This is a genomic window from Hymenobacter volaticus, assembly GCF_022921055.1.
Lineage (GTDB): Bacteria > Bacteroidota > Bacteroidia > Cytophagales > Hymenobacteraceae > Hymenobacter > Hymenobacter volaticus.
Map to the genome: position 1 here is coordinate 4392912 of NZ_CP095061.1, position 17641 is coordinate 4410552.

Below are 17641 nucleotides of genomic sequence, written 5' to 3' on the forward strand. Positions count from 1 at the left end.
AAAAGTTACATTTTTGGCGTTATCACGGTTTCTAGAACTCGGCAATAACGAGAATATGTAATTCTCTTTATTGCTTGGCAAGCTCAACGCTAATACGCGTGGTTTTTATCCCGCTATATGTCCAATAAACATTGGTATTCTACCACGTTCTGCCAACCTTCGGCGGTGCGCAACCAGTCTTTGCGCACGCCCACAAATTGAAATCCCGCTTGTTCGAACAGCCTTTGGCTAGCAATATTGCCGGCTCCGATTGTACAAAAAAGCTGATGTAGGTACAGGTTTTGGCGGGCATAAATTGCCAGAAGTTTTAATGCAGCACGGGCAAATCCACTTTTCCGTTCATTTTGCAACACCGCAATTCCCACTCCAGCCCGTTGGTGGCGCGGGTCGAAATCAAACAAGTCGATAGTACCTACCGCCCGTCCGTCGGTTGCTGCACAAATTACGAGGCGGAGTTGCCGCACCTCGTGAAAATCGGCGGCAGAATTATCTAAATATTTTTGCAAAGTGTACCGCGAAATGGGAGTCACAGCGTCGGAGACATGCCACAACGACGAATCATTTTCCAGCGCGTACAGGAAATCAAGGTCATCCGCTTCGAGAGCCCGAAGGAAAATAAGGTCGTCGCGAAGCATGAGGGAGTGAAGTGGTGAAGGTGAAAGGGTTGCAATTGGTGAGGCTAAAGCAGCAACACGCAATACAACACAAACTTATACAGGTAATCACCGGCTTTGTAAGCGTTTTTACGTAGTGTACCTACATACATCGGCATGTAGGCATAAGGTTAAGCTTTTACTTCGCTGCATGTGCTTGCCTGCTCGGTGTTTTACGTAAGATTCTCATTCAATTTCCTGGTTACCATGAAATACAACCTGTTAGGCAATACTGGCCTGAAGGTATCGGAGCTGTGCTTGGGTACCATGACATACGGCGGCAAAGGGTGGGCAGCGGCCATGGGCTCGCTGGACCAGCAAGCCGTAGACGAGCAAATTAAGCGCGCTGTAGAGGCAGGCATCAACTTCATCGACACGGCCAACGTCTATTCGGAAGGCATGTCGGAAGAGCTAACCGGCCAGTCCATCCATAATTTGGGTTTGTCGCGCGATTCGCTAGTGCTTGCCACCAAAGTGCGCGGCAAGATGGGCGAAGGGCCCAACCAAGTCGGCCTAACCCGCAAGCACATTTTCGACCAGGTGGAAAGCTCCTTGAAGCGGTTGAAAACCGACTACATCGACCTTTATCAAATCCATAGCTACGATCCGCTAACCCCCATAGAAGATACCTTGCGTGCCCTCGATGACTTGGTACGAAGCGGCAAGGTGCGATACATCGGGGCGAGCAACGTGGCTGCTTGGCAACTGATGAAAGCGCTGAGCTACTCCACTTACAACCACATCGAGAAGTTCGTGTCGTTGCAAGCGTACTACACCGTTGCTGGCCGCGACTTGGAGCGCGAGCTGGTACCGCTGCTGCTCGACCAAAAAGTAGGTTTGATGGTGTGGAGCCCGCTGGCGGGCGGCTTCCTGAGCGGCAAGTTCACCCGCGACCAACAAAGCGAAGAAGGTGCTCGCCGGTTGAACTTCGACTTCCCACCCGTAGACAAGGACAAAGCCTTCGACATTCTCGATGTGCTCCGCCCCCTCGCCGAAACTAAAGGTGTTTCCGTTGCCCAATTGGCACTGGCTTGGCTGCTGCATCAGCCAGTAGTTACGAGCGTGATTATTGGCGCAAAGAAAATGGAGCAGCTAGAAGACAACCTAAAATCCGTGGACGTACAACTGACCTCGGAGGAACTGAAGCAGCTAGATGAAGTCAGCAAGCTAGCTCCCGAATACCCCGGCTGGATGCTAGACTTCACGGCCCCCGACCGGCAGCCATAGCTCCCTCCTACTAACACCGCGCACAAAAGCTAGAGCCCAGTGGAAACAAGTAGTTTCCACTGGGCTCTAGCTTTTGGTAGGAAAATTAGGGAAGTACGATTTCCGTTTGGCAACTTATGCGGCGCCTTCTCTTCAAAGGTTCTCTCCTATTTCCTATCTAATCTAATCAGCCCGTCATGCTGAGCTTGTCGAAGCGTCTCGCGTGCTGACGTTGCCAAACTATACCAGTCATGCTGAGCAGAGCCGAAGCATCTCGCTCGAATCGTTGAGTTAGCGTTACAACGTCAGCACGCGAGATGCTTCGGCTCCGCTCAGCATGACGGGCTTTGAATGACTGAGTTGAGAGCAGTTGCTGAAAGATTATACCTCTAGTTTTCCCTCAAACACGCGTTGCGCTGGTCCGATGAGGAAAATATTGGTGAAAGCGCCATTGGGCTGCGCCTCGAAGGTGACGCGCAACTCGCCGCCGGGGGTGAGCAGGCGCACGGGGCTTTGCGCGCCGTGCTGCGAAGCCGCCAAGGCTACGGCCGTAACGCCGGTGCCACAACTCAAGGTTTCGTCTTCGACGCCACGCTCGTAGGTGCGTACTTGCCACGGCAGGTCGGGGGTTTCGGGCACTTCCGCGAAATTGATGTTGGTGCCATGCTCGCGGAAAAGCTCGCCGTAACGAATAGCGCGGCCTTCTGCAAATACGTTGAGGTCGGCGAGCGTGCTGGCGGGCATAAAGCGCACGAGGTGCGGCGAACCAGTGTTCAGGAATACGCCGTCGTGCGCTTCGATTTGCTGATGGCCGCTTACGTCCTGCATGCGCATGTGCACGGTGCCATCGGCATCTATCTGCGCCTCGTGCGGGCCGTCGGCGGCTAAGAAGCGGGTGGTGCTTTCGATGACGCCTAGCTGCTTGGCAAAGGCAACGGTGCAGCGGCCGCCGTTGCCGCACATCGAGCCAATACGCCCATCGGCGTTGAAGTACACCATCTCGAAATCGTAGTCGGGGTGCTGACGGAGCAGGATAAGGCCATCGGCCCCGATGCCACGGCGCCGGTCGCAGAGGTGATGCACGAGGGCGTGGTTGGTTTCGTCGAAGTGGTGGGCGCGGTCGTCCACCATCACGAAGTCATTGCCGGTGCCTTGGTATTTGAAGAAGGAAAGAGTCACGGGAAGTAGATCAGACGAATTTGCGCAGCAGGGCTATCTGCCCGGCGTGGTAAAGATAATGCTGAATAACGCCGTGCAGTAATACATAGATGGATACACCGGAACCATCGTCGCGCTGGCGCGCATCACCAATCACCGTATCCAACTCCGCTGCGGGCAGAGCTTCGGTAATAGCCACTAACTGTTCGTGCGCTTCGTGGAGTTCCTGCCGTGTGCGTAGCCAAGCAGCTTCATCGGCAACAACCGGAAAAGAGGGCCAGTCGTCGCGGGTCATGGCCGTGTGTTGGCGGGCTTCCACCCGTTGGGCTACGGTTACGGTCCAGGTGGTTAGGTGCCGCACTAGCTCGCCAATGGTGTGTACGCCGGGCCACGGATAAGCGGCGGCTTGCGCGGCCGTAATATCGACTAACGTTTGTTGCAGCGAGGGTCCAGACCAAGCGTCGCCATTGAAAGCGCGGCGGAGTTGGTCGGCAATGCGTTCTGGTTCAGACATAGAATCGGTCGGTGATTGTTCAGGGTTTTCAGACACTGCTTACTTAATGTAGCGTAGTCTAGTTTTTTGAAAAACGAGAAACCTTCTCTCGGAAGCCTATTCAACAAGCGCCTATTAAGCAAGCCGACACGCATCAACCAACGGCCAACAATTACCTTTGCCCTGCATGTATACTTTCCTTACCACTAGTCCCTGGTTGGACTACGAACTGCTCGACGCGGGCAACTTCGAAAAGCTGGAGCGTTTCGGCCAGCACATTCTGGCCCGTCCTGAGCCACAGGCCATATGGGACCCGCACCTGCCCGCCAGCGAGTGGCAACGCGCCCACGCCACCTTCACCCGCGAAAAAGGCAGCCAAGAGCGCGGCCAGTGGAAAATCAAGCCCGGCACCCCCGAGCAGTGGGTGATTGGCTACGAGCGGCCCGACGGCCTGAAGCTGCGGTTTCGGTTGGGCATGTCTTCGTTCAAGCACGTAGGGCTATTTCCGGAGCAAGACCCCAACTGGCAGTTTATCTACCAGCAAACCCGCAAGCGGAAAGCCGCCGTGCCACGCGTACTGAATCTGTTTGCCTACACTGGCGCTGCCACGCTAGCGGCCCGCGCCGCCGGCGCCGACGTGACGCACCTCGACTCGGTAAAACAGGTAAACTTTTGGGCCCGCGACAACATGGAAGCCAGCAACCTCGACGGGGTGCGCTGGTTGGTGGAAGACGCCATGAAGTACGTGCGGCGCGAAGTGAAGCGCGGCAGCAAGTACCAGGGTCTCATCCTCGACCCGCCCGCCTACGGCCGCGGCCCCAACGGCGAGAAATGGCAACTCGAAGACGAGCTAAACGAGATGCTCAAGCTCTGCAAAGAGCTCCTCGACCCCACCGACCATTTCTTTCTCGTCAACCTCTACTCTCTCGGCTTCTCGGCCCTGATTCTGGATAACCTCGTGAGCGAGATTTTCCCAACTATGCGGGAGAAACGCGAGATTGGCGAAATCTACCTGCATGATGCGGGCGCGCGCAAGCTGCCGCTCGGCACATTTTGCCGGTTTGCTACCTAGAGTTAGGCTACTACACAATCCACCTAGTATCCGGAGAGCAACGCAGGACCTTGTCACGAGAGAATTGTGGACGTGCGTACGCCTCGTTCGTGTCTGATCAGTTTTTGCTACCCTTGGGCTACTAGTAGAGCTATATCCACTTCACGCTGAGCTTATCACGTACAGAATGCCGCATCCTCCTCACCGCCGCCTCGCCCTGATTGACATGGGCACCAATACGTTTCACTTGCTGATTGTGGAATTGCCCGAAGAGGGACGCACCGAACCGCTGGTGCTGTTGCGTACCAAAGTAGGCGTACGGCTTGGGCAAGGCGGTATCAGCAAAGGAGAAATTACGCCTGAAGCTTTTGCGCGAGCCTTGCACACCATGGATGCGTTTCAAGAGGAAATTGAGCTGCACCAAGTTACAGACGTACGAGCTACGGCGACCAGCGCTATGCGCGTGGCCCGCAATGGGCCCGAGCTGGTGCAAACTATTTTCGAGCATACCGGCATTCGGGTGGAGGTGATTCCTGGCGAGCGAGAAGCAGAGCTGATCACGAAAGGCGTCCGGCAGGCGGTGCCGCTCGGCAACGAGCGCAACCTGATCGTAGATATTGGAGGCGGTTCGGTGGAGTTTATCATTGCCGATGAAGCCACTATTTTCTGGAAGCAAAGCTTTGAAATTGGGGCGCAACGCCTGCTCGACAAGTTTTTTCCGGATGCTAGCGGCGTCATGCCGGCGGCGGCAGTAGCGGCCGAGCAAGCCCACTTAAGCGTAGTACTGGCGCCGCTGGTAGCGGCTATTGAAGAGTACCAGCCAGTAGGCATCGTAGGCGCTTCCGGCAGCTTCGACAGCCTAGCCGACATGCAAATCGGCCAACTGCGCAACGAAGCAGACCTTCCGCCCTGCACCGAATTGGCCATGAGTAGCTTTCAGGAAAGCTACCGCCAACTACTCAACGGCAACCACGAGCAACGCAAAGCCATACCCGGCATCTTGCCCATGCGGGCCGATATGCTGGTCGTGGCGTCCGTGCTCTTTGATTTTGTGCTTGGTGTCAGCGGCATCACCCGCATTCGCACGTCTGCCTACGCGTTGAAAGAGGGCTTGCTAGCAGAAATGATGGAGTTGAATTAAATAGCGCCACCCCTATAAAGAACAAGCTCCCTTTAGTAGTTAAAGGGAGCTTGTTCTTTATAGGCGTAGCCTTTAACAAGAGAATTATAGCAAGTTGCAGCAAGTGCAAGACGCTTGCTGCTTGTCCTTGAAAGCGCAAATCAACTTACCCCAACAAGTAGGTTCCGCTACTAATAGTCCCCCTGAAAGCAGAAGTATGCAGTTGAACCAGAGGTTAGAACAGCTTTAGCAGTTAGATAGATCTGCAGTTATTTTAAACTCGTCAGTTAGCCAGATTAACTCTTGTTCTGAGGGCTTTGTCAAGTTTAAAGCACATTAAAAATCGTATTGCTACCAGAAAATAAGAGGCGTTTCGCGTTTTATTGACTTAATTCCTGCATCAACCCCTTCCGGAACAAGGGCTGAGCTTTTTGCTCTTGTAGCAATTTCTCGTTTTGCCTACCGGATGAGCGAATAGTCGTTTTCTTCTTTTATCTGCTGTATGCAATCCACTTCGCTTCTTCACTCCTACCACGAACAGGCCAACGTGTGGGACGAAATGTTTCAGACGGAGAACATCCGGCCAGAGTATCGCAACTTCGTGACGGCCATTGAGAACCTGCCAGACACGGAAATGACTCGCAAGGTGGAGCTAGCCAAAAAGTTGTTTCTGAGCCAGGGCGTTACGTTTACGGTGTATAGTAGCGGGGAAGGCATCGAGAAAATTTTCCCCTTCGACATCATCCCGCGCATCCTCAACCACGAAGAATGGGTGCGGATTGAGGCGGGCATAAAGCAGCGGCTGAAGGCCCTCAATATTTTCCTCAAGGACATTTACCATCAGCAGTTCATCATCAAAGACGGCATCATTCCGGCGGCGCTGGTGTACTCGTGCCCGCAGTTTTTGCGCGAGATGATGAACGTCAACGTGCCCTACGACATTTACACCCACATTGCGGGCGTCGACTTGATTCGGGACCATGACGGGGAGTTTTACGTGCTCGAAGACAACCTGCGCACGCCATCGGGGGTGTCGTACATGCTGGAAAACCGCAGCATCACGTACCGCATCTTCCCCGATCTGCTGCCCAAAAATAACGTGCAGCCCGTCAAGGATTACCCTGATCTGCTGTTTCGCAATCTGCTGGCGCTCGGCAACCGGCAGGCCAGCGAAGCCACCGTGGTACTACTGTCGCCGGGCATCTACAACTCGGCGTATTTCGAGCACAGCACGTTGGCCCGCCTGATGGGAATTCGGCTGGTGGAAAGCCGCGACTTAATCGTGCATGACCATTTCGTGTACATGAAAACCACCCGTGGCCTAACGCGCGTCGATGTTATTTACCGCCGCGTTGATGACGACTACATCGACCCGCTGGTGTTCCGGCCCGATAGCGCGTTGGGCGTTTCGGGGTTGTATTGGGCGTATCGCAAAGGCAACGTGGCCATTGTGAATGCCATGGGCAACGGCGTGGCCGACGATAAAGCCGTGTACTGCTACGTACCCGATATGATTCGCTATTACCTCAACGAGGAACCCATCCTCAAAAACGTGCCCACCTACCAACTCGACGACCCCGACAAGCGCCAACTGGTGTTTGATAACATGGAGCGCATGGTCATCAAACGCACCAACGAGTCGGGAGGCTATGGAATGCTGATCGGCAGCAGCGCTACCGAAGAAGAAATGGACGCCTTCAAAACGGCCATTACCGCTGATCCGCGCAGCTTTATTGCGCAGCCCATCATCAGCCTCTCGTCCACCCCTTGCTACATCGATGGGGTGCTTCAACCCCGCCGCGTCGACTTGCGGCCGTTTGCGCTCTACGGCCCGTCTGGCATCGACATTGTGCCCGGTGGCCTTACACGTGTGGCCCTGCGCGAAGGCTCCTTAGTGGTGAATTCCTCGCAAGGCGGCGGCAGCAAAGACACGTGGGTGCTCGGGCCAACTCAGTAACACACATTAAACGCATTACCTAGCCTTCGCTATAGGGCTGCACACGCTTATTTCACAACTCTACCTATGCTAAGTCGCGTTGCTGACACTATTTACTGGCTGGGCCGCTACATGGAACGCACACAGTCCATGCTGCAAGTGGTTCGCATCAGCTACATCACTTCGCAAGACGAGCAACGGTACCTAGGCTGGAAGCCGCTGCTAAACAACTACGGCGACCTTACCCGCGAGGAAATCAACGAAACTGTGCGCGACACCGCCCAAATTATTGGGCATTTGGTGTTCGACAAGTCAAACGCCGTATCGGCGTACAACAACATCATGCACGGCCGCGAAAATGCCCGGGCCGTGCAAGATCACATCACCAAAGAGGTGTGGCAGAGCCTCAACGAGTACTACCATACCATTCGGCAGGAAGAGGTAGCCCGCCACGCCACCGTAGAGGACCCTGTGTCGGGCCTGGACATATTGCTTCGGCAGGGCCTGCTGTTTTCCGGGACCGTGCAGCACACGATGCCGCGCGATGAAGGCTACGTGTTCCTAAACATGGGCAAGTACCTGGAACGCGCCATTCAGACAACCGACATTATCCGGCTCAACCAGCACGCGTTTTCGCAATCCGAGCAGCACCCCATGGGGGCGCCAGAACTGCGCTACGTGCTCTATGCCCTCTACGGCCACGAGTTGTATTCGAAAACCTACAAGGGCATTCTGGACGCGGAATCGGTGCTGCACATGATAGTGTACAACCAGGATTTCCCGCATTCGTTGTCGTATAGCCTTCGCCAACTGATGCGCGGCTGTGAGCGGCTGAAAGACAAAAGTTTGCCGGCTAGCTACGAGCAATTGCGCTTCTTGGTGGGCAAAGTCAAGAACAGCGTAACGTACAGCGGCTTGCAAGCTGGCAACGAGGCGTTGCTCGACCAGTTTCTGCTGCAAACCCGCAACGAGCTGCTGGAAGTCACCGCTGCTCTGAACAAGTACTATTTCGGCAACAGCTAAGGCTTGCTGTAGTTGACACACGCCATTTTTCAGACCTAGCTAAACTCTGACTGCCGCATGCCTTTCTACAAAATCAAGCACATAACCCGCTACGCCTACGCCGCCCCGGTTATTGACTGTGCCAATCAGCTGATGATTTATCCGCTGGAAGACGACCGGCTGACGGTGAAAAGCCACGATGTTTCCATCACGTACAATCCCGACGTGGCGTTTTTTACTGACTATTTCGGCAACCAAGTGGGCGTATTCACGGTGATTAGTCCACACTCAGAACTGGTTATTGACTCCAACCTCGAGGTGGTAACCACGCCCATCCAGTTCCCCATGGACGAGGCGTCGGCCGACGATCAATGGCGCAACCTGGCCAGCTTGCGGCACGACGTGGCCTACATGGATTTCCTGACCCCGGAGGCGTCGGCGCTACACGGGGAAATAGAGGATGCCCTCCGCAGCATTGTCGATGGTAATGACAAGCCGCTAAAGAATGCGCTGGTGTTGTCGGAATACGTGTATGATAATTTCGACTACCAGAAGGGCGTAACCAACGTGGAAACGCCGACCGACGAAATCTGGCGGCTGCGTGCGGGTGTTTGCCAAGATTTTGCCCACATGCTGCTGTTCATGCTCCGGCAAATCGGGATTCCGGCGCGTTACGTGAGCGGCTACGTGTGCCCGAAAGAAGAGGGCGTCCGTGGGGCAGGTGCCACCCACGCCTGGGTGGAAGCCTACATACCATTCTACGGCTGGCTCGGCCTGGACCCCACCAACAACTGCATCGTCAACGACGGGCACGTACGCATGGCCATCGGGCGCAATTTTTCGGACTGCACACCCATCAAAGGCACCTACAAAGGCACCGGCGCGCATACACTCACGGTATCGGTGCACATCGAAAATGGCGAGCCCATCAAGCAAGCGCAACCTGCTGAGTTGGAGGAACCCGTGTACGTGCAGGAAGTGAAAGAGCCGATTGTGCCCATCAACTCCTACCGCAAGTACGTGACCTGGGAACAGCAGCAACAGCAGCAACAACAGTAGCCATGCCCCCGCAACCGTTGTGGAAACTGACGTAAGTTTGAGCTCTGAATAGAAGACCGGCTCGACTTTGCCGCTGTCCGTTCAAGCCACGAACTTATTTGCCGCCTTTGCGGTGGTTTTGCTATGACTTTCTCCTACAACCAACTCTTCAGCTTTACCGAAGCTATTTTCCAAAGCATCGGCTGCTCTGAGGCCGACGCCACCCTAGCTACAGAAACGCTGCTCTCCGCCGATTTGCGTGGTGTAGACTCGCACGGCGTGGCGCGGCTTGTTGGCTACGTACGATTGTGGGAGGCCGGCCGCATCAATGCCACCCCGCGCGTGGGTGTAACCTACGAAACGCCTAGTACGGCCGTAGTAGATGGCGACGGTGGATTAGGTTTGGTAGTGGGCCCCAAAGCCATGCAGGTAGCCATTGAGAAGGCCCGGCAGGTGGGCACCGGCTGGGTATCGGTGCGCAACTCCAACCACTTCGGCATTGCGGGTTACCATGCCATGAAGGCCCTACCCCACGACATGATAGGCATGGCTATGACCAACGCCTCGCCCCTAGTAGCACCCACCTACTCGCTGGACCGGCTATTGGGCACCAATCCTATTGCCGTAGCGGTTCCGGCCGCCAGCCAGCCCGACTTTGTGCTTGACATGGCCACGACCACCGCTGCCAACGGCAAACTGGAAATTGCGCAGCGCAAGAACATTCCTATTCCCGAAGGATGGGCGCAGGACGCCGCCGGCACAGGCTCAACTGACCCGAATGCCGTGAAAAATGGTGGGGCCTTACTGCCGCTTGGTGGCGCCACTGGTTCGCACAAAGGCTACGGACTAGGCGCCGTAGTAGACATTTTTTCGGCGGTACTCTCTGGCGCCAACTATGGGCCGTGGGTGCCACCGTTCGTGGCCTTTTTGCAGCCTCCTGCTGATCCGGTAGGCCAGGGCATTGGCCACTTCTTCGGCGCGATGCGCATAGACGCCTTCCGCCCGCAGACGAATTCAAGGCGCACATGGACAATTGGATTACCACCTTCCGCAACGCCCGCGCTACCGAAGGACAGCACGTCCTCATCCCCGGCGACCCGGAGCGCGAAACCGCCGCGCATCGCCTCCTCGACGGTATTCCTCTTCTCGACCCCGTAGTGCGCGACCTTGAAACGCTAGGCGCTAAATTCGGCGTGAAGCTATAGCAGTTATGTTTTAAGGGTACTCTAAAATGGTCATGCTGAGCGGAGGCGCAGTCGAAGCATCTCGCTAGGGTAGTAAACCTTAACGTTTGCCCAACGACTCGAGCGAGATGCTTCGACTCCGCTCAGCATGACAATACCCTCTTCAGCGTCAGTGCGCGAGATCCTTCAGCTCAGTAGAATTGCTCTAGAGGATCATAAACAGTTGTAGAGCACGACAACTTTTAGTTGGTAATTGTGCATGAAAAAGCCCATCCTTGAAAACAAGGATGGGCTTTTCGCTTATGCTAAGAAGCTTACTTGCTAGCCATTGTTGGCAAGTAGTGTATTAATGGCAATGTCTTGGTTCAAGTACTTCGAAGAGTAGCTTTCGTCGGGACCATTTAAGAACAGACACGTACCACCATTTACGGCTTCGATTATCTCATCTTTCTGATCCATAGGCACTGCGGGGCAGCCGAGGCTACGACCGAGACGACCGTTTTGCTTGATGAAGTCTTCGCTCACGTAGTCGGCACCGTGCATTACCACCGAGCGTTCGAGAGCATTAGTGTTAAAGCCTTCATCTACGCCATCGAGCTTGAGGGAGCGGCCGTGCTTGCCCACATACTCGTCTTGGGTCACATAGAAACCAAGACTACTCATATTCGACTCGTTCTTATTTGAAAACGCAGTAGCTTCGTTTTCGCCTGAATTATGGCCGTGCGCAACTAGCGTGTTGAACTTCACTTGCTTCTGCGCCAAATCAATTACCCACAAGCGCTTGGCCGTGCTAGGCAAACCAAAGTCAACTACTGTAAGCAACTGCTTGTCGTTGGACAGGCGTCCTTCGCTTTGCAAGTTGAGATAACCCGTAAGAGCTTTCTCGAACACCTCGAAGCGCAAACCCTGGCCTTCAAGCCCAAGTTCTTGATATAAGCTGTGTGTCCGCTGGTTGTAGAAAGCAGCTTGCAACTCCTTAACTGAAGGCAGCTTAGCTTCTGTGCTAGCAGCACGCACTTTGGAATTGATAACAGGGCTGGCCAAAGGCGTAGCCATAAACAGCGACGCCATAAAAGGCAACACCCGGCGCGCTACCCGACGGGCGCGACGCTTAAAACGCTGGCGATATACTACACTAGTTCTTTCCATCGGCGCTGAAAGGGTTGCCCCTGCTTTTTAGATGAAACCCCTTGAAAATGAGGCTACCTGAGAAGACTATACGCAACATTCGTGCGAATGGTACACAACGCGAATGTTTTTCGTGTTGTGAGTTAGTAAAACACCTCTAGCAGCGTATTGATTTCATATTCACTATTTTATTTTTATGAGCCGCTGACCTACAGCATCATAGCCCATAAAATACTTTGTGACCCTATCACCAGCAGCGCCACTTACCGTTAATGGGCGTAAACACTGCAGCCAAGTACTGCTTGCCTAGCTCAGTGCCACCCGTGCGCTGCCAGCTGTTGCGCAGCTACCGCACCGTTCAACCACTTCGATTCCATGCCGGGGCCACTGAGCATCAGGCAAGACCCTTGGGGCAGGCTTTTGATGATGGCGCGATACTGATCGGGCGGCAATGCCGGGCACCCGCGGCTGTAACCCGCTTGCCCATGCCCCTGCAAATACGCGGCACTCACGTAGTCAGCAGCGTGCAGCACCACATAGCGTGCTTCAGCGTTAGAATTCTGCCCGGCATCGAGGCCGTGCAAGCGGCGCGACAAGCCATGCTTGCCACCGTAAGTATCCTCGGTGCGGTAAAACCCTAGCGAAGTGCAAGCAGAATGCTTGGTGTTGGAAAAGCGGTAGGCGCGCAAATGTCCGGACCCACGACCGTGCGCCACGTGGCTACGGTGCAGCACATGGCCGGCCGCCAGGTCGAGCACCCACAGGCGTTGCTCAGAAGAAGGCAAATCCATATCGGCTACAGCCAGCACGCTAGGGTGCTTGATGCGGCCCGCATGGCGTAGCGCTAGGTAGCCTACGCAAGCGCGCTCTAGCACCTCGGGCCGAAGGCCGGCGGCATCCGGTCCCAATGCCGCATGCAACGCCTGTACAGCCTGGCGCAACGAGTCAGACAAAGCCGGCAAGGGCAGAACAGGCGTTAGCCGCAATGAATCCGACACAGTTGCCGCGGCAGCCAATGTATCTGGCGGCGCTTCGGCTACCGATTGGGTAAGCGCACCTGCTATTTGCGGGTTTCCCTCGGCTAGTTGGCAGCCACTCGCACTTGCAATAGCTAGTGCAAGACCAATACTCGAAAATGGGAAGCGCTGGAACATACGGCCAAGTTATTACCTGAAAGTAGTTCCAGCTCCTTCTATTTCCGCTTTCGCGCTTAGAAAAATACGCTGGCGCTCAATTTCAGGCAGAACGGCGTGCCAGCAGATTTCTCAAGCAGGCGGACTTCGGCGAAAAATTGAGTTTAACTACACTCCGCCACCAGTAGGTTTTCGACGGCAAGTTCAAGCTGCTTATGCAGACTGATACAACGGTTATAGTCTAGCACTGCATCGAGAAGAAAGTAGCCGCGGGCCACGATTTTGTCTTCATTTTGGTGGGCCAATGCCGATATAGCACACGTTGACATCGAGGCCATTGGGCACTTAATCGGAAGCTCCGATATTTAGTAAATGCGAAAAACAGGCAACTAGTTAGCTAGAAATCTGGTAGGCTTGAAGGCAAACCCGAAGGAGCAACAGGAGGAACACAGTGCGGTTAAATTGCCTTTGGCCAGCCAGAAAATCAGCTCGATTGCAAGAGAAAGCCGTGCGTATAGTTGAGTTCGAACAACTCGACTGTACTAGCTGGCAACTCACATGAAGCACAACCTTGGCTGGACTGCGGTATGCTACTTTTCTGTACAAATCTTTTGCTTGAGCAAAGCCAATACCTAGCGAAACCGGCGCCCCGCTATTTCTTCGCTATTTTTGCGGCTGCGCGCGGGTCGATGGTTAAGTTACCGTCGGGTTCCGTTTCGCCCACTTAGCGCGCTCCGGCGCTCTGCCTTTTCACGCATGGCCAAAGTTGCAATCAACCTCTCCACCGGAAGTATACAGCAGGAAGAAATCATTGTCGGCATCGATTTGGGCACTACCAACTCGCTGGTAGCCTACATCCACCCCGATACTCGGCAGCCACTGGCTATCAACGACCAGGGCCGCGGTACCATAGTCCCGTCAGTGGTGCACTTTCCGGCCGGCGGTGAAACTCCTATCGTCGGCACCGACGCCAAGGACTACCTTCTCACCGACCCGCAGAACACGATTTACTCGGTGAAGCGCCTCTTGGGTAAGAGTTACAAAGACCTTGGCGGCCACGCCTCCGACCTTGGCTACAAGGTAATTGACGACAATTCGGAAGGATTGGTAAAAATCCGCGTCGGCGAAAAGTTCTACTCCCCTATCGAGCTTTCCGCGGAAATCTTGAAAGAGTTGCGTGCCCGTGCCGAGCACGCCCTCAAGACGCCCGTCAACAAAGCTGTTATCACGGTGCCAGCTTACTTCAACGACTCGCAGCGCCAAGCCACCCGCGACGCGGGTCGATTGGCTGGGCTAGAAGTTCTGCGCATTGTGAACGAGCCTACCGCTGCCGCGCTAGCCTACGGCATCGGCCTCTCGCCCGACGAAGAGAAAACCGTCGCCGTATATGACCTCGGCGGGGGCACCTTCGACGTGAGCATCCTGCGCATTCAGCAAGGCATCTTTGAAGTGCTGAGCACCAACGGTGACACTTATCTCGGCGGCGACGACCTCGACCGCGCCATTATCAACCACTGGACTACGCAATACCAGTTGGCCTCCGTCCTAGAGCAGAATGTGCCGCTGCAACAAGAGTTGCGGCTACTAGCCGAAGCCGCCAAGAAATACCTGAGCCAGCACGACGACTTCGGCGCCAACTTCAACGACTTGGTGCTGCGCATTACCAAACCAGAATTCAACAACTTGGTGCGGCCGCTTGTAGAGCGGACCATCGTTTCGTGTCGGCAAGCCTTAGCGGATGCCAAGCTCACCCCGAAAGACCTAGACGCCGTGCTGCTGGTCGGCGGCTCCACTCGCGTGCCGCTCGTGTACGATTCGGTGTCGGAGTTCTTCCAACAGCCAGCCAACAATTCGCTGAACCCCGATGAGGTAGTAGCCCTCGGGGCCGCCATTCAAGCCGACATCCTGGGTGGTAACCGCCGCGACGTGCTCCTGCTCGATGTAACACCTCTTACGCTAGGCATCGAAACCCTGGGCGGTTTGATGGACCCTATCATCGCGCGCAACTCGAAAATCCCGACCAAAGCGGGCCGGCAGTACACTACGAGCGTGGATGGGCAAGTGAACCTGAAAATTTCGGTGTACCAAGGCGAGCGGGATTTGGTAAGTGAAAACCGCAAGCTGGCCGAGTTCGATTTGCGCGGCATTCCGGCCATGCCCGCCGGTCTGCCCAAAGTAGATGTAAACTTCATTCTGAACGCCGACGGCATTCTGAAGGTAGAAGCCATCGAGCTACGCTCCGGTACCAGTCAGGCCGTTGAAATCAAGCCGCAATACGGCCTCACCGACGACCAAGTGGAAAAGATGCTCATGGACTCGCTCACCTTCGCCCGCGAAGACGTAGCCGCTCGCATGGTGATTGAAGCGCGCACAGTGGCCGAGCAGATGCTGTATCAAGTGGAGCGGTTCGTGGAGAAGAACCATCTACACCTGACTGAGGACGAAATAACACTCACGGCGGCCGCCACCCAGAACCTGCGCGAGGCTCTCGAAACGAAAGAGAAGGACACCATCCTGAAAGCTGTCGACGAGTTGGAGGCGCTCACTAGCCCTTATGCAGAGCGGGTGATGAACATCTCAATCAAGCAAGCTATGACCGGCAAGAAGATCTAACTTAAAGTTTTCACTTGCACTAAGTCTACCTCTACCTCGCTAAACGTGAGGTATTGGTTTGGCATTACCTTCGCCCGCCCTGCTAGCTTCTAGCAGGGCGTTTTAATTATTGGGTATCTCTATTTCTTTCGGGAAAACATTAATTCCTTTCGAGGAACACAGCACATAGTAATAAAGAGTACATAAATTGTTTTCACCACTGATTGTCGGCAGTAAACGGTACAAACCCCATGAATACGCACCTCGCTCGCCTTTACTATATTGCTCAGCAGCCTAGTCGGCGCATTATCGGGTTGATGTCAGGGACTTCGCTAGATGGGCTGGATGTGGCACTGTGCAATGTGCGAGGGCACGGGTCCGGTACTCAGTTGACGCTAGAGCAATTTACCACGGTGGCGTACGATGAGGATGTGCGCTACCGAATCCGGCAGGTGTTTGCTGGCAACCAAGTCAGCTTGGAATATTTGACCTTACTGAACCCATGGCTAGGGATACTTCATGCCGATATGGTGCTAGCGTGCCTGCGCAACTGGCAAATTGACCCTGCCGCCATCGACTTGATAGCTAGCCATGGGCAAACTGTTTACCATGCGCCCTATCATCAGCACCAACGCGCCGATTTTTCGCTTAATGCTACGCTGCAACTCGGAGATGGCGACCATATAGCCGTACGCACCGGCATTATCACCGTGAGCGACTTCCGACAAAAGCACCTTGCCGCCGGTGGTGAAGGCGCTCCACTAGCTGCTTACGGTGATTATCTGCTGCTCAGTAGTCCTAATGAGGAACGGCTATTGCTCAACCTCGGTGGTATTGCCAACTTCACTTATCTGCCCCGCACCGGTGAGGATGCCAGCACGGCTTTCAGCACCGATACCGGCCCCGGCAACACTTTGCTCGATGCCACTGTACGCGCCCACCGTCCTGGCTTAGCCTATGACGAAGATGGCCGCTTGGCCGCTGCTGGTCAGGTGCACCAGGAACTGCTGAAAACTTTACTTGATCATCCTTTCTTTGCTGCTCCCCTACCCAAAACCACAGGCCCGAGTTATTCGGGCCGGCATACTTGCAGGAAGCACAGAGGCAAAACGGCACTTCAGAATTGAGATTAGAAGATCTACTCGCTACCCTCACCGAACTAAGTGCTATCGGCGTAGCGCGAGCCACAATTCAGGCCTTTGGTAGCGAGCCGACTCTGGCGGTATATGCTAGTGGCGGCGGAGCGCACAATCCCGCTCTGCAATCGGCTCTTAGGCGGCACCTGCCAGGTTGCCGCTTCAGTACAACCCAAGATCTCGGCATCTTGCCTGATGCGAAGGAAGCCATCTTGTTTGCCGTACTGGCTAATGAAGCTGTCGTTGGGCAGCCCATTTCCATCGGAACCGGGCGACAACGGGTACCTGCCGTGACAATGGGCAAGATTTCCTGGCCTAGTTAATTAGCGAACTGGAGCAGCCAATGGTATCAACCCAAAGCTCAGCACCTGCCGGGCTGTAGAATCACGAAACGTCACATCGAGTTGCATGCGAGGACGAGGGGTTAAGGTATCAGCCTTGAACATAAAAGCCACAAACGACTGAGGTGCTTGCCCGTCGCGGAGTCGGAAGCCTAGTTTGTACAGGTCGATGGCAGGTCCCAAACGACGTCCCTGCTCGTACAGCGGCTGGGCTACTGCTCGAAACTGCGTGGGTGTGAGAGCCGAACCTACCTCAGGCGCGAGCATCCGATGGGCTACATCAAACTCGCCGCGCAGTACAGCCAACAAAAACTGTCGTGCTGCCTGTATTTGCGTGAGACGAGGTGCGCGCGACTCAGCACCTAGTGGCTTACTTGCTAGCAATAGACATACAACCACTAGCAACCAACGAGCGTGAAGAGCAAGGTGAAACACGCGTATCCGCTTCATAAAAGGCAGGTAATTCATTT

General features: G+C 54.9%; 15 protein-coding genes and 1 pseudogene. 10 read left to right on the forward strand and 6 right to left on the reverse strand.

The annotated features are described in order from the left end of the window. Positions 1-113: 113 nt before the first annotated feature. On the reverse strand, positions 114-635 hold the full coding sequence (locus tag MUN86_RS19130; protein ID WP_245119635.1) for a GNAT family N-acetyltransferase: 522 nt from the start codon (positions 633-635) through the stop codon (positions 114-116). Positions 636-860: 225 nt separating this feature from the next. Here MUN86_RS19130 and MUN86_RS19135 point away from each other — a divergent pair, with 225 nt between their 5' ends. Beyond that, positions 861-1880 carry an aldo/keto reductase gene (locus MUN86_RS19135; protein WP_245119636.1) on the forward strand — a complete coding sequence of 340 codons (1020 nt, stop codon included), beginning with the start codon at positions 861-863 and terminating at the stop codon, positions 1878-1880. Positions 1881-2240: 360 nt separating this feature from the next. Here MUN86_RS19135 and dapF read toward each other — a convergent pair whose 3' ends face one another. Then, positions 2241-3038 (reverse strand): diaminopimelate epimerase, encoded by a 798-nt coding sequence (gene dapF, locus MUN86_RS19140; RefSeq protein WP_245119637.1) that lies wholly within the window; start codon positions 3036-3038, stop codon positions 2241-2243. Positions 3039-3048: 10 nt separating this feature from the next. Continuing rightward, positions 3049-3531, reverse strand: coding sequence for a DinB family protein (locus MUN86_RS19145; protein WP_245119638.1), 483 nt, complete (start codon positions 3529-3531; stop codon positions 3049-3051). Positions 3532-3697: 166 nt separating this feature from the next. Between MUN86_RS19145 and MUN86_RS19150 the strand changes: the two genes are divergently transcribed. From MUN86_RS19150 to MUN86_RS19175, 6 genes and pseudogenes are all read left to right on the forward strand, one after another. Further along, positions 3698-4582, forward strand: a complete 885-nt coding sequence (locus MUN86_RS19150) for a class I SAM-dependent methyltransferase (protein WP_245119639.1) — start codon at positions 3698-3700, stop codon at positions 4580-4582. Positions 4583-4748: 166 nt separating this feature from the next. Further along, positions 4749-5702 carry a Ppx/GppA phosphatase family protein gene (locus tag MUN86_RS19155; RefSeq protein ID WP_245119640.1) on the forward strand — a complete coding sequence of 318 codons (954 nt, stop codon included), beginning with the start codon at positions 4749-4751 and terminating at the stop codon, positions 5700-5702. A gap of 481 nt (positions 5703-6183) precedes the next feature. Beyond that, the gene (locus MUN86_RS19160) at positions 6184-7638 is read left to right on the forward strand and encodes a circularly permuted type 2 ATP-grasp protein (protein WP_245119641.1); all 1455 of its coding nucleotides are present in this window, start codon (positions 6184-6186) and stop codon (positions 7636-7638) included. Between the two features lie 66 nt (positions 7639-7704). Further along, on the forward strand, positions 7705-8640 hold the full coding sequence (locus tag MUN86_RS19165) for an alpha-E domain-containing protein (RefSeq protein WP_245119642.1): 936 nt from the start codon (positions 7705-7707) through the stop codon (positions 8638-8640). Between the two features lie 57 nt (positions 8641-8697). Next, positions 8698-9678 (forward strand): transglutaminase family protein, encoded by a 981-nt coding sequence (locus tag MUN86_RS19170; protein ID WP_245119643.1) that lies wholly within the window; start codon positions 8698-8700, stop codon positions 9676-9678. Between the two features lie 123 nt (positions 9679-9801). After that, positions 9802-10862: pseudogene (locus MUN86_RS19175) on the forward strand (Ldh family oxidoreductase). A 300-nt stretch (positions 10863-11162) separates the two neighbouring features. Here MUN86_RS19175 and MUN86_RS19180 read toward each other — a convergent pair. Together MUN86_RS19180 and MUN86_RS19185 are read right to left on the reverse strand one after the other, a co-directional pair. Next, a complete protein-coding gene (locus tag MUN86_RS19180) occupies positions 11163-11990 on the reverse strand; it encodes a murein L,D-transpeptidase catalytic domain family protein (protein ID WP_245119644.1) in 828 nt (275 codons plus the stop codon). Positions 11991-12280: 290 nt separating this feature from the next. Continuing rightward, complete coding sequence (locus MUN86_RS19185) at positions 12281-13123, reverse strand: murein L,D-transpeptidase catalytic domain family protein (RefSeq protein WP_245119645.1); 843 nt, start codon at positions 13121-13123, stop codon at positions 12281-12283. Between the two features lie 735 nt (positions 13124-13858). On the opposite strand from MUN86_RS19185, the gene hscA reads away from it, so the two are divergent. The 3 genes from hscA (at position 13859) to MUN86_RS31860 (ending at position 17153) form a co-directional block, all read left to right on the forward strand. After that, a complete protein-coding gene (gene hscA, locus MUN86_RS19190; RefSeq protein ID WP_245119646.1) occupies positions 13859-15715 on the forward strand; it encodes a Fe-S protein assembly chaperone HscA in 1857 nt (618 codons plus the stop codon). A 230-nt stretch (positions 15716-15945) separates the two neighbouring features. After that, positions 15946-16821: an anhydro-N-acetylmuramic acid kinase gene (locus tag MUN86_RS19195; RefSeq protein ID WP_311181736.1), complete on the forward strand. Its 876-nt coding sequence runs from the start codon at positions 15946-15948 to the stop codon at positions 16819-16821. Next, positions 16818-17153 carry an anhydro-N-acetylmuramic acid kinase gene (locus MUN86_RS31860; protein ID WP_311181737.1) on the forward strand — a complete coding sequence of 112 codons (336 nt, stop codon included), beginning with the start codon at positions 16818-16820 and terminating at the stop codon, positions 17151-17153. The genes MUN86_RS19195 and MUN86_RS31860 overlap by 4 nt, the downstream gene beginning before the upstream one ends. Here the strand turns inward: MUN86_RS31860 and MUN86_RS19200 are convergent, their stop codons facing one another. Continuing rightward, positions 17154-17621 carry a hypothetical protein gene (locus tag MUN86_RS19200; protein ID WP_245119647.1) on the reverse strand — a complete coding sequence of 156 codons (468 nt, stop codon included), beginning with the start codon at positions 17619-17621 and terminating at the stop codon, positions 17154-17156. Positions 17622-17641: the final 20 nt, after the last annotated feature.

What these genes read in the sequence shown, in the direction of transcription:
- MUN86_RS19130 (WP_245119635.1), bottom strand. Translation starts at nt 635, where the DNA reads ATGCTTCGCGACGACCTTATTTTCCTTCGGGCTCTCGAAGCGGATGAC.
- MUN86_RS19135 (WP_245119636.1), top strand. Translation starts at nt 861, where the DNA reads ATGAAATACAACCTGTTAGGCAATACTGGCCTGAAGGTATCGGAGCTG.
- MUN86_RS19145 (WP_245119638.1), bottom strand. Translation starts at nt 3,531, where the DNA reads ATGTCTGAACCAGAACGCATTGCCGACCAACTCCGCCGCGCTTTCAAT.
- MUN86_RS19150 (WP_245119639.1), top strand. Translation starts at nt 3,698, where the DNA reads ATGTATACTTTCCTTACCACTAGTCCCTGGTTGGACTACGAACTGCTC.
- MUN86_RS19155 (WP_245119640.1), top strand. Translation starts at nt 4,749, where the DNA reads ATGCCGCATCCTCCTCACCGCCGCCTCGCCCTGATTGACATGGGCACC.
- MUN86_RS19160 (WP_245119641.1), top strand. Translation starts at nt 6,184, where the DNA reads ATGCAATCCACTTCGCTTCTTCACTCCTACCACGAACAGGCCAACGTG.
- MUN86_RS19165 (WP_245119642.1), top strand. Translation starts at nt 7,705, where the DNA reads ATGCTAAGTCGCGTTGCTGACACTATTTACTGGCTGGGCCGCTACATG.
- MUN86_RS19170 (WP_245119643.1), top strand. Translation starts at nt 8,698, where the DNA reads ATGCCTTTCTACAAAATCAAGCACATAACCCGCTACGCCTACGCCGCC.
- MUN86_RS19180 (WP_245119644.1), bottom strand. Translation starts at nt 11,990, where the DNA reads ATGGAAAGAACTAGTGTAGTATATCGCCAGCGTTTTAAGCGTCGCGCC.
- MUN86_RS19185 (WP_245119645.1), bottom strand. Translation starts at nt 13,123, where the DNA reads ATGTTCCAGCGCTTCCCATTTTCGAGTATTGGTCTTGCACTAGCTATT.
- hscA (WP_245119646.1), top strand. Translation starts at nt 13,859, where the DNA reads ATGGCCAAAGTTGCAATCAACCTCTCCACCGGAAGTATACAGCAGGAA.
- MUN86_RS19195 (WP_311181736.1), top strand. Translation starts at nt 15,946, where the DNA reads ATGAATACGCACCTCGCTCGCCTTTACTATATTGCTCAGCAGCCTAGT.
- MUN86_RS19200 (WP_245119647.1), bottom strand. Translation starts at nt 17,621, where the DNA reads ATGAAGCGGATACGCGTGTTTCACCTTGCTCTTCACGCTCGTTGGTTG.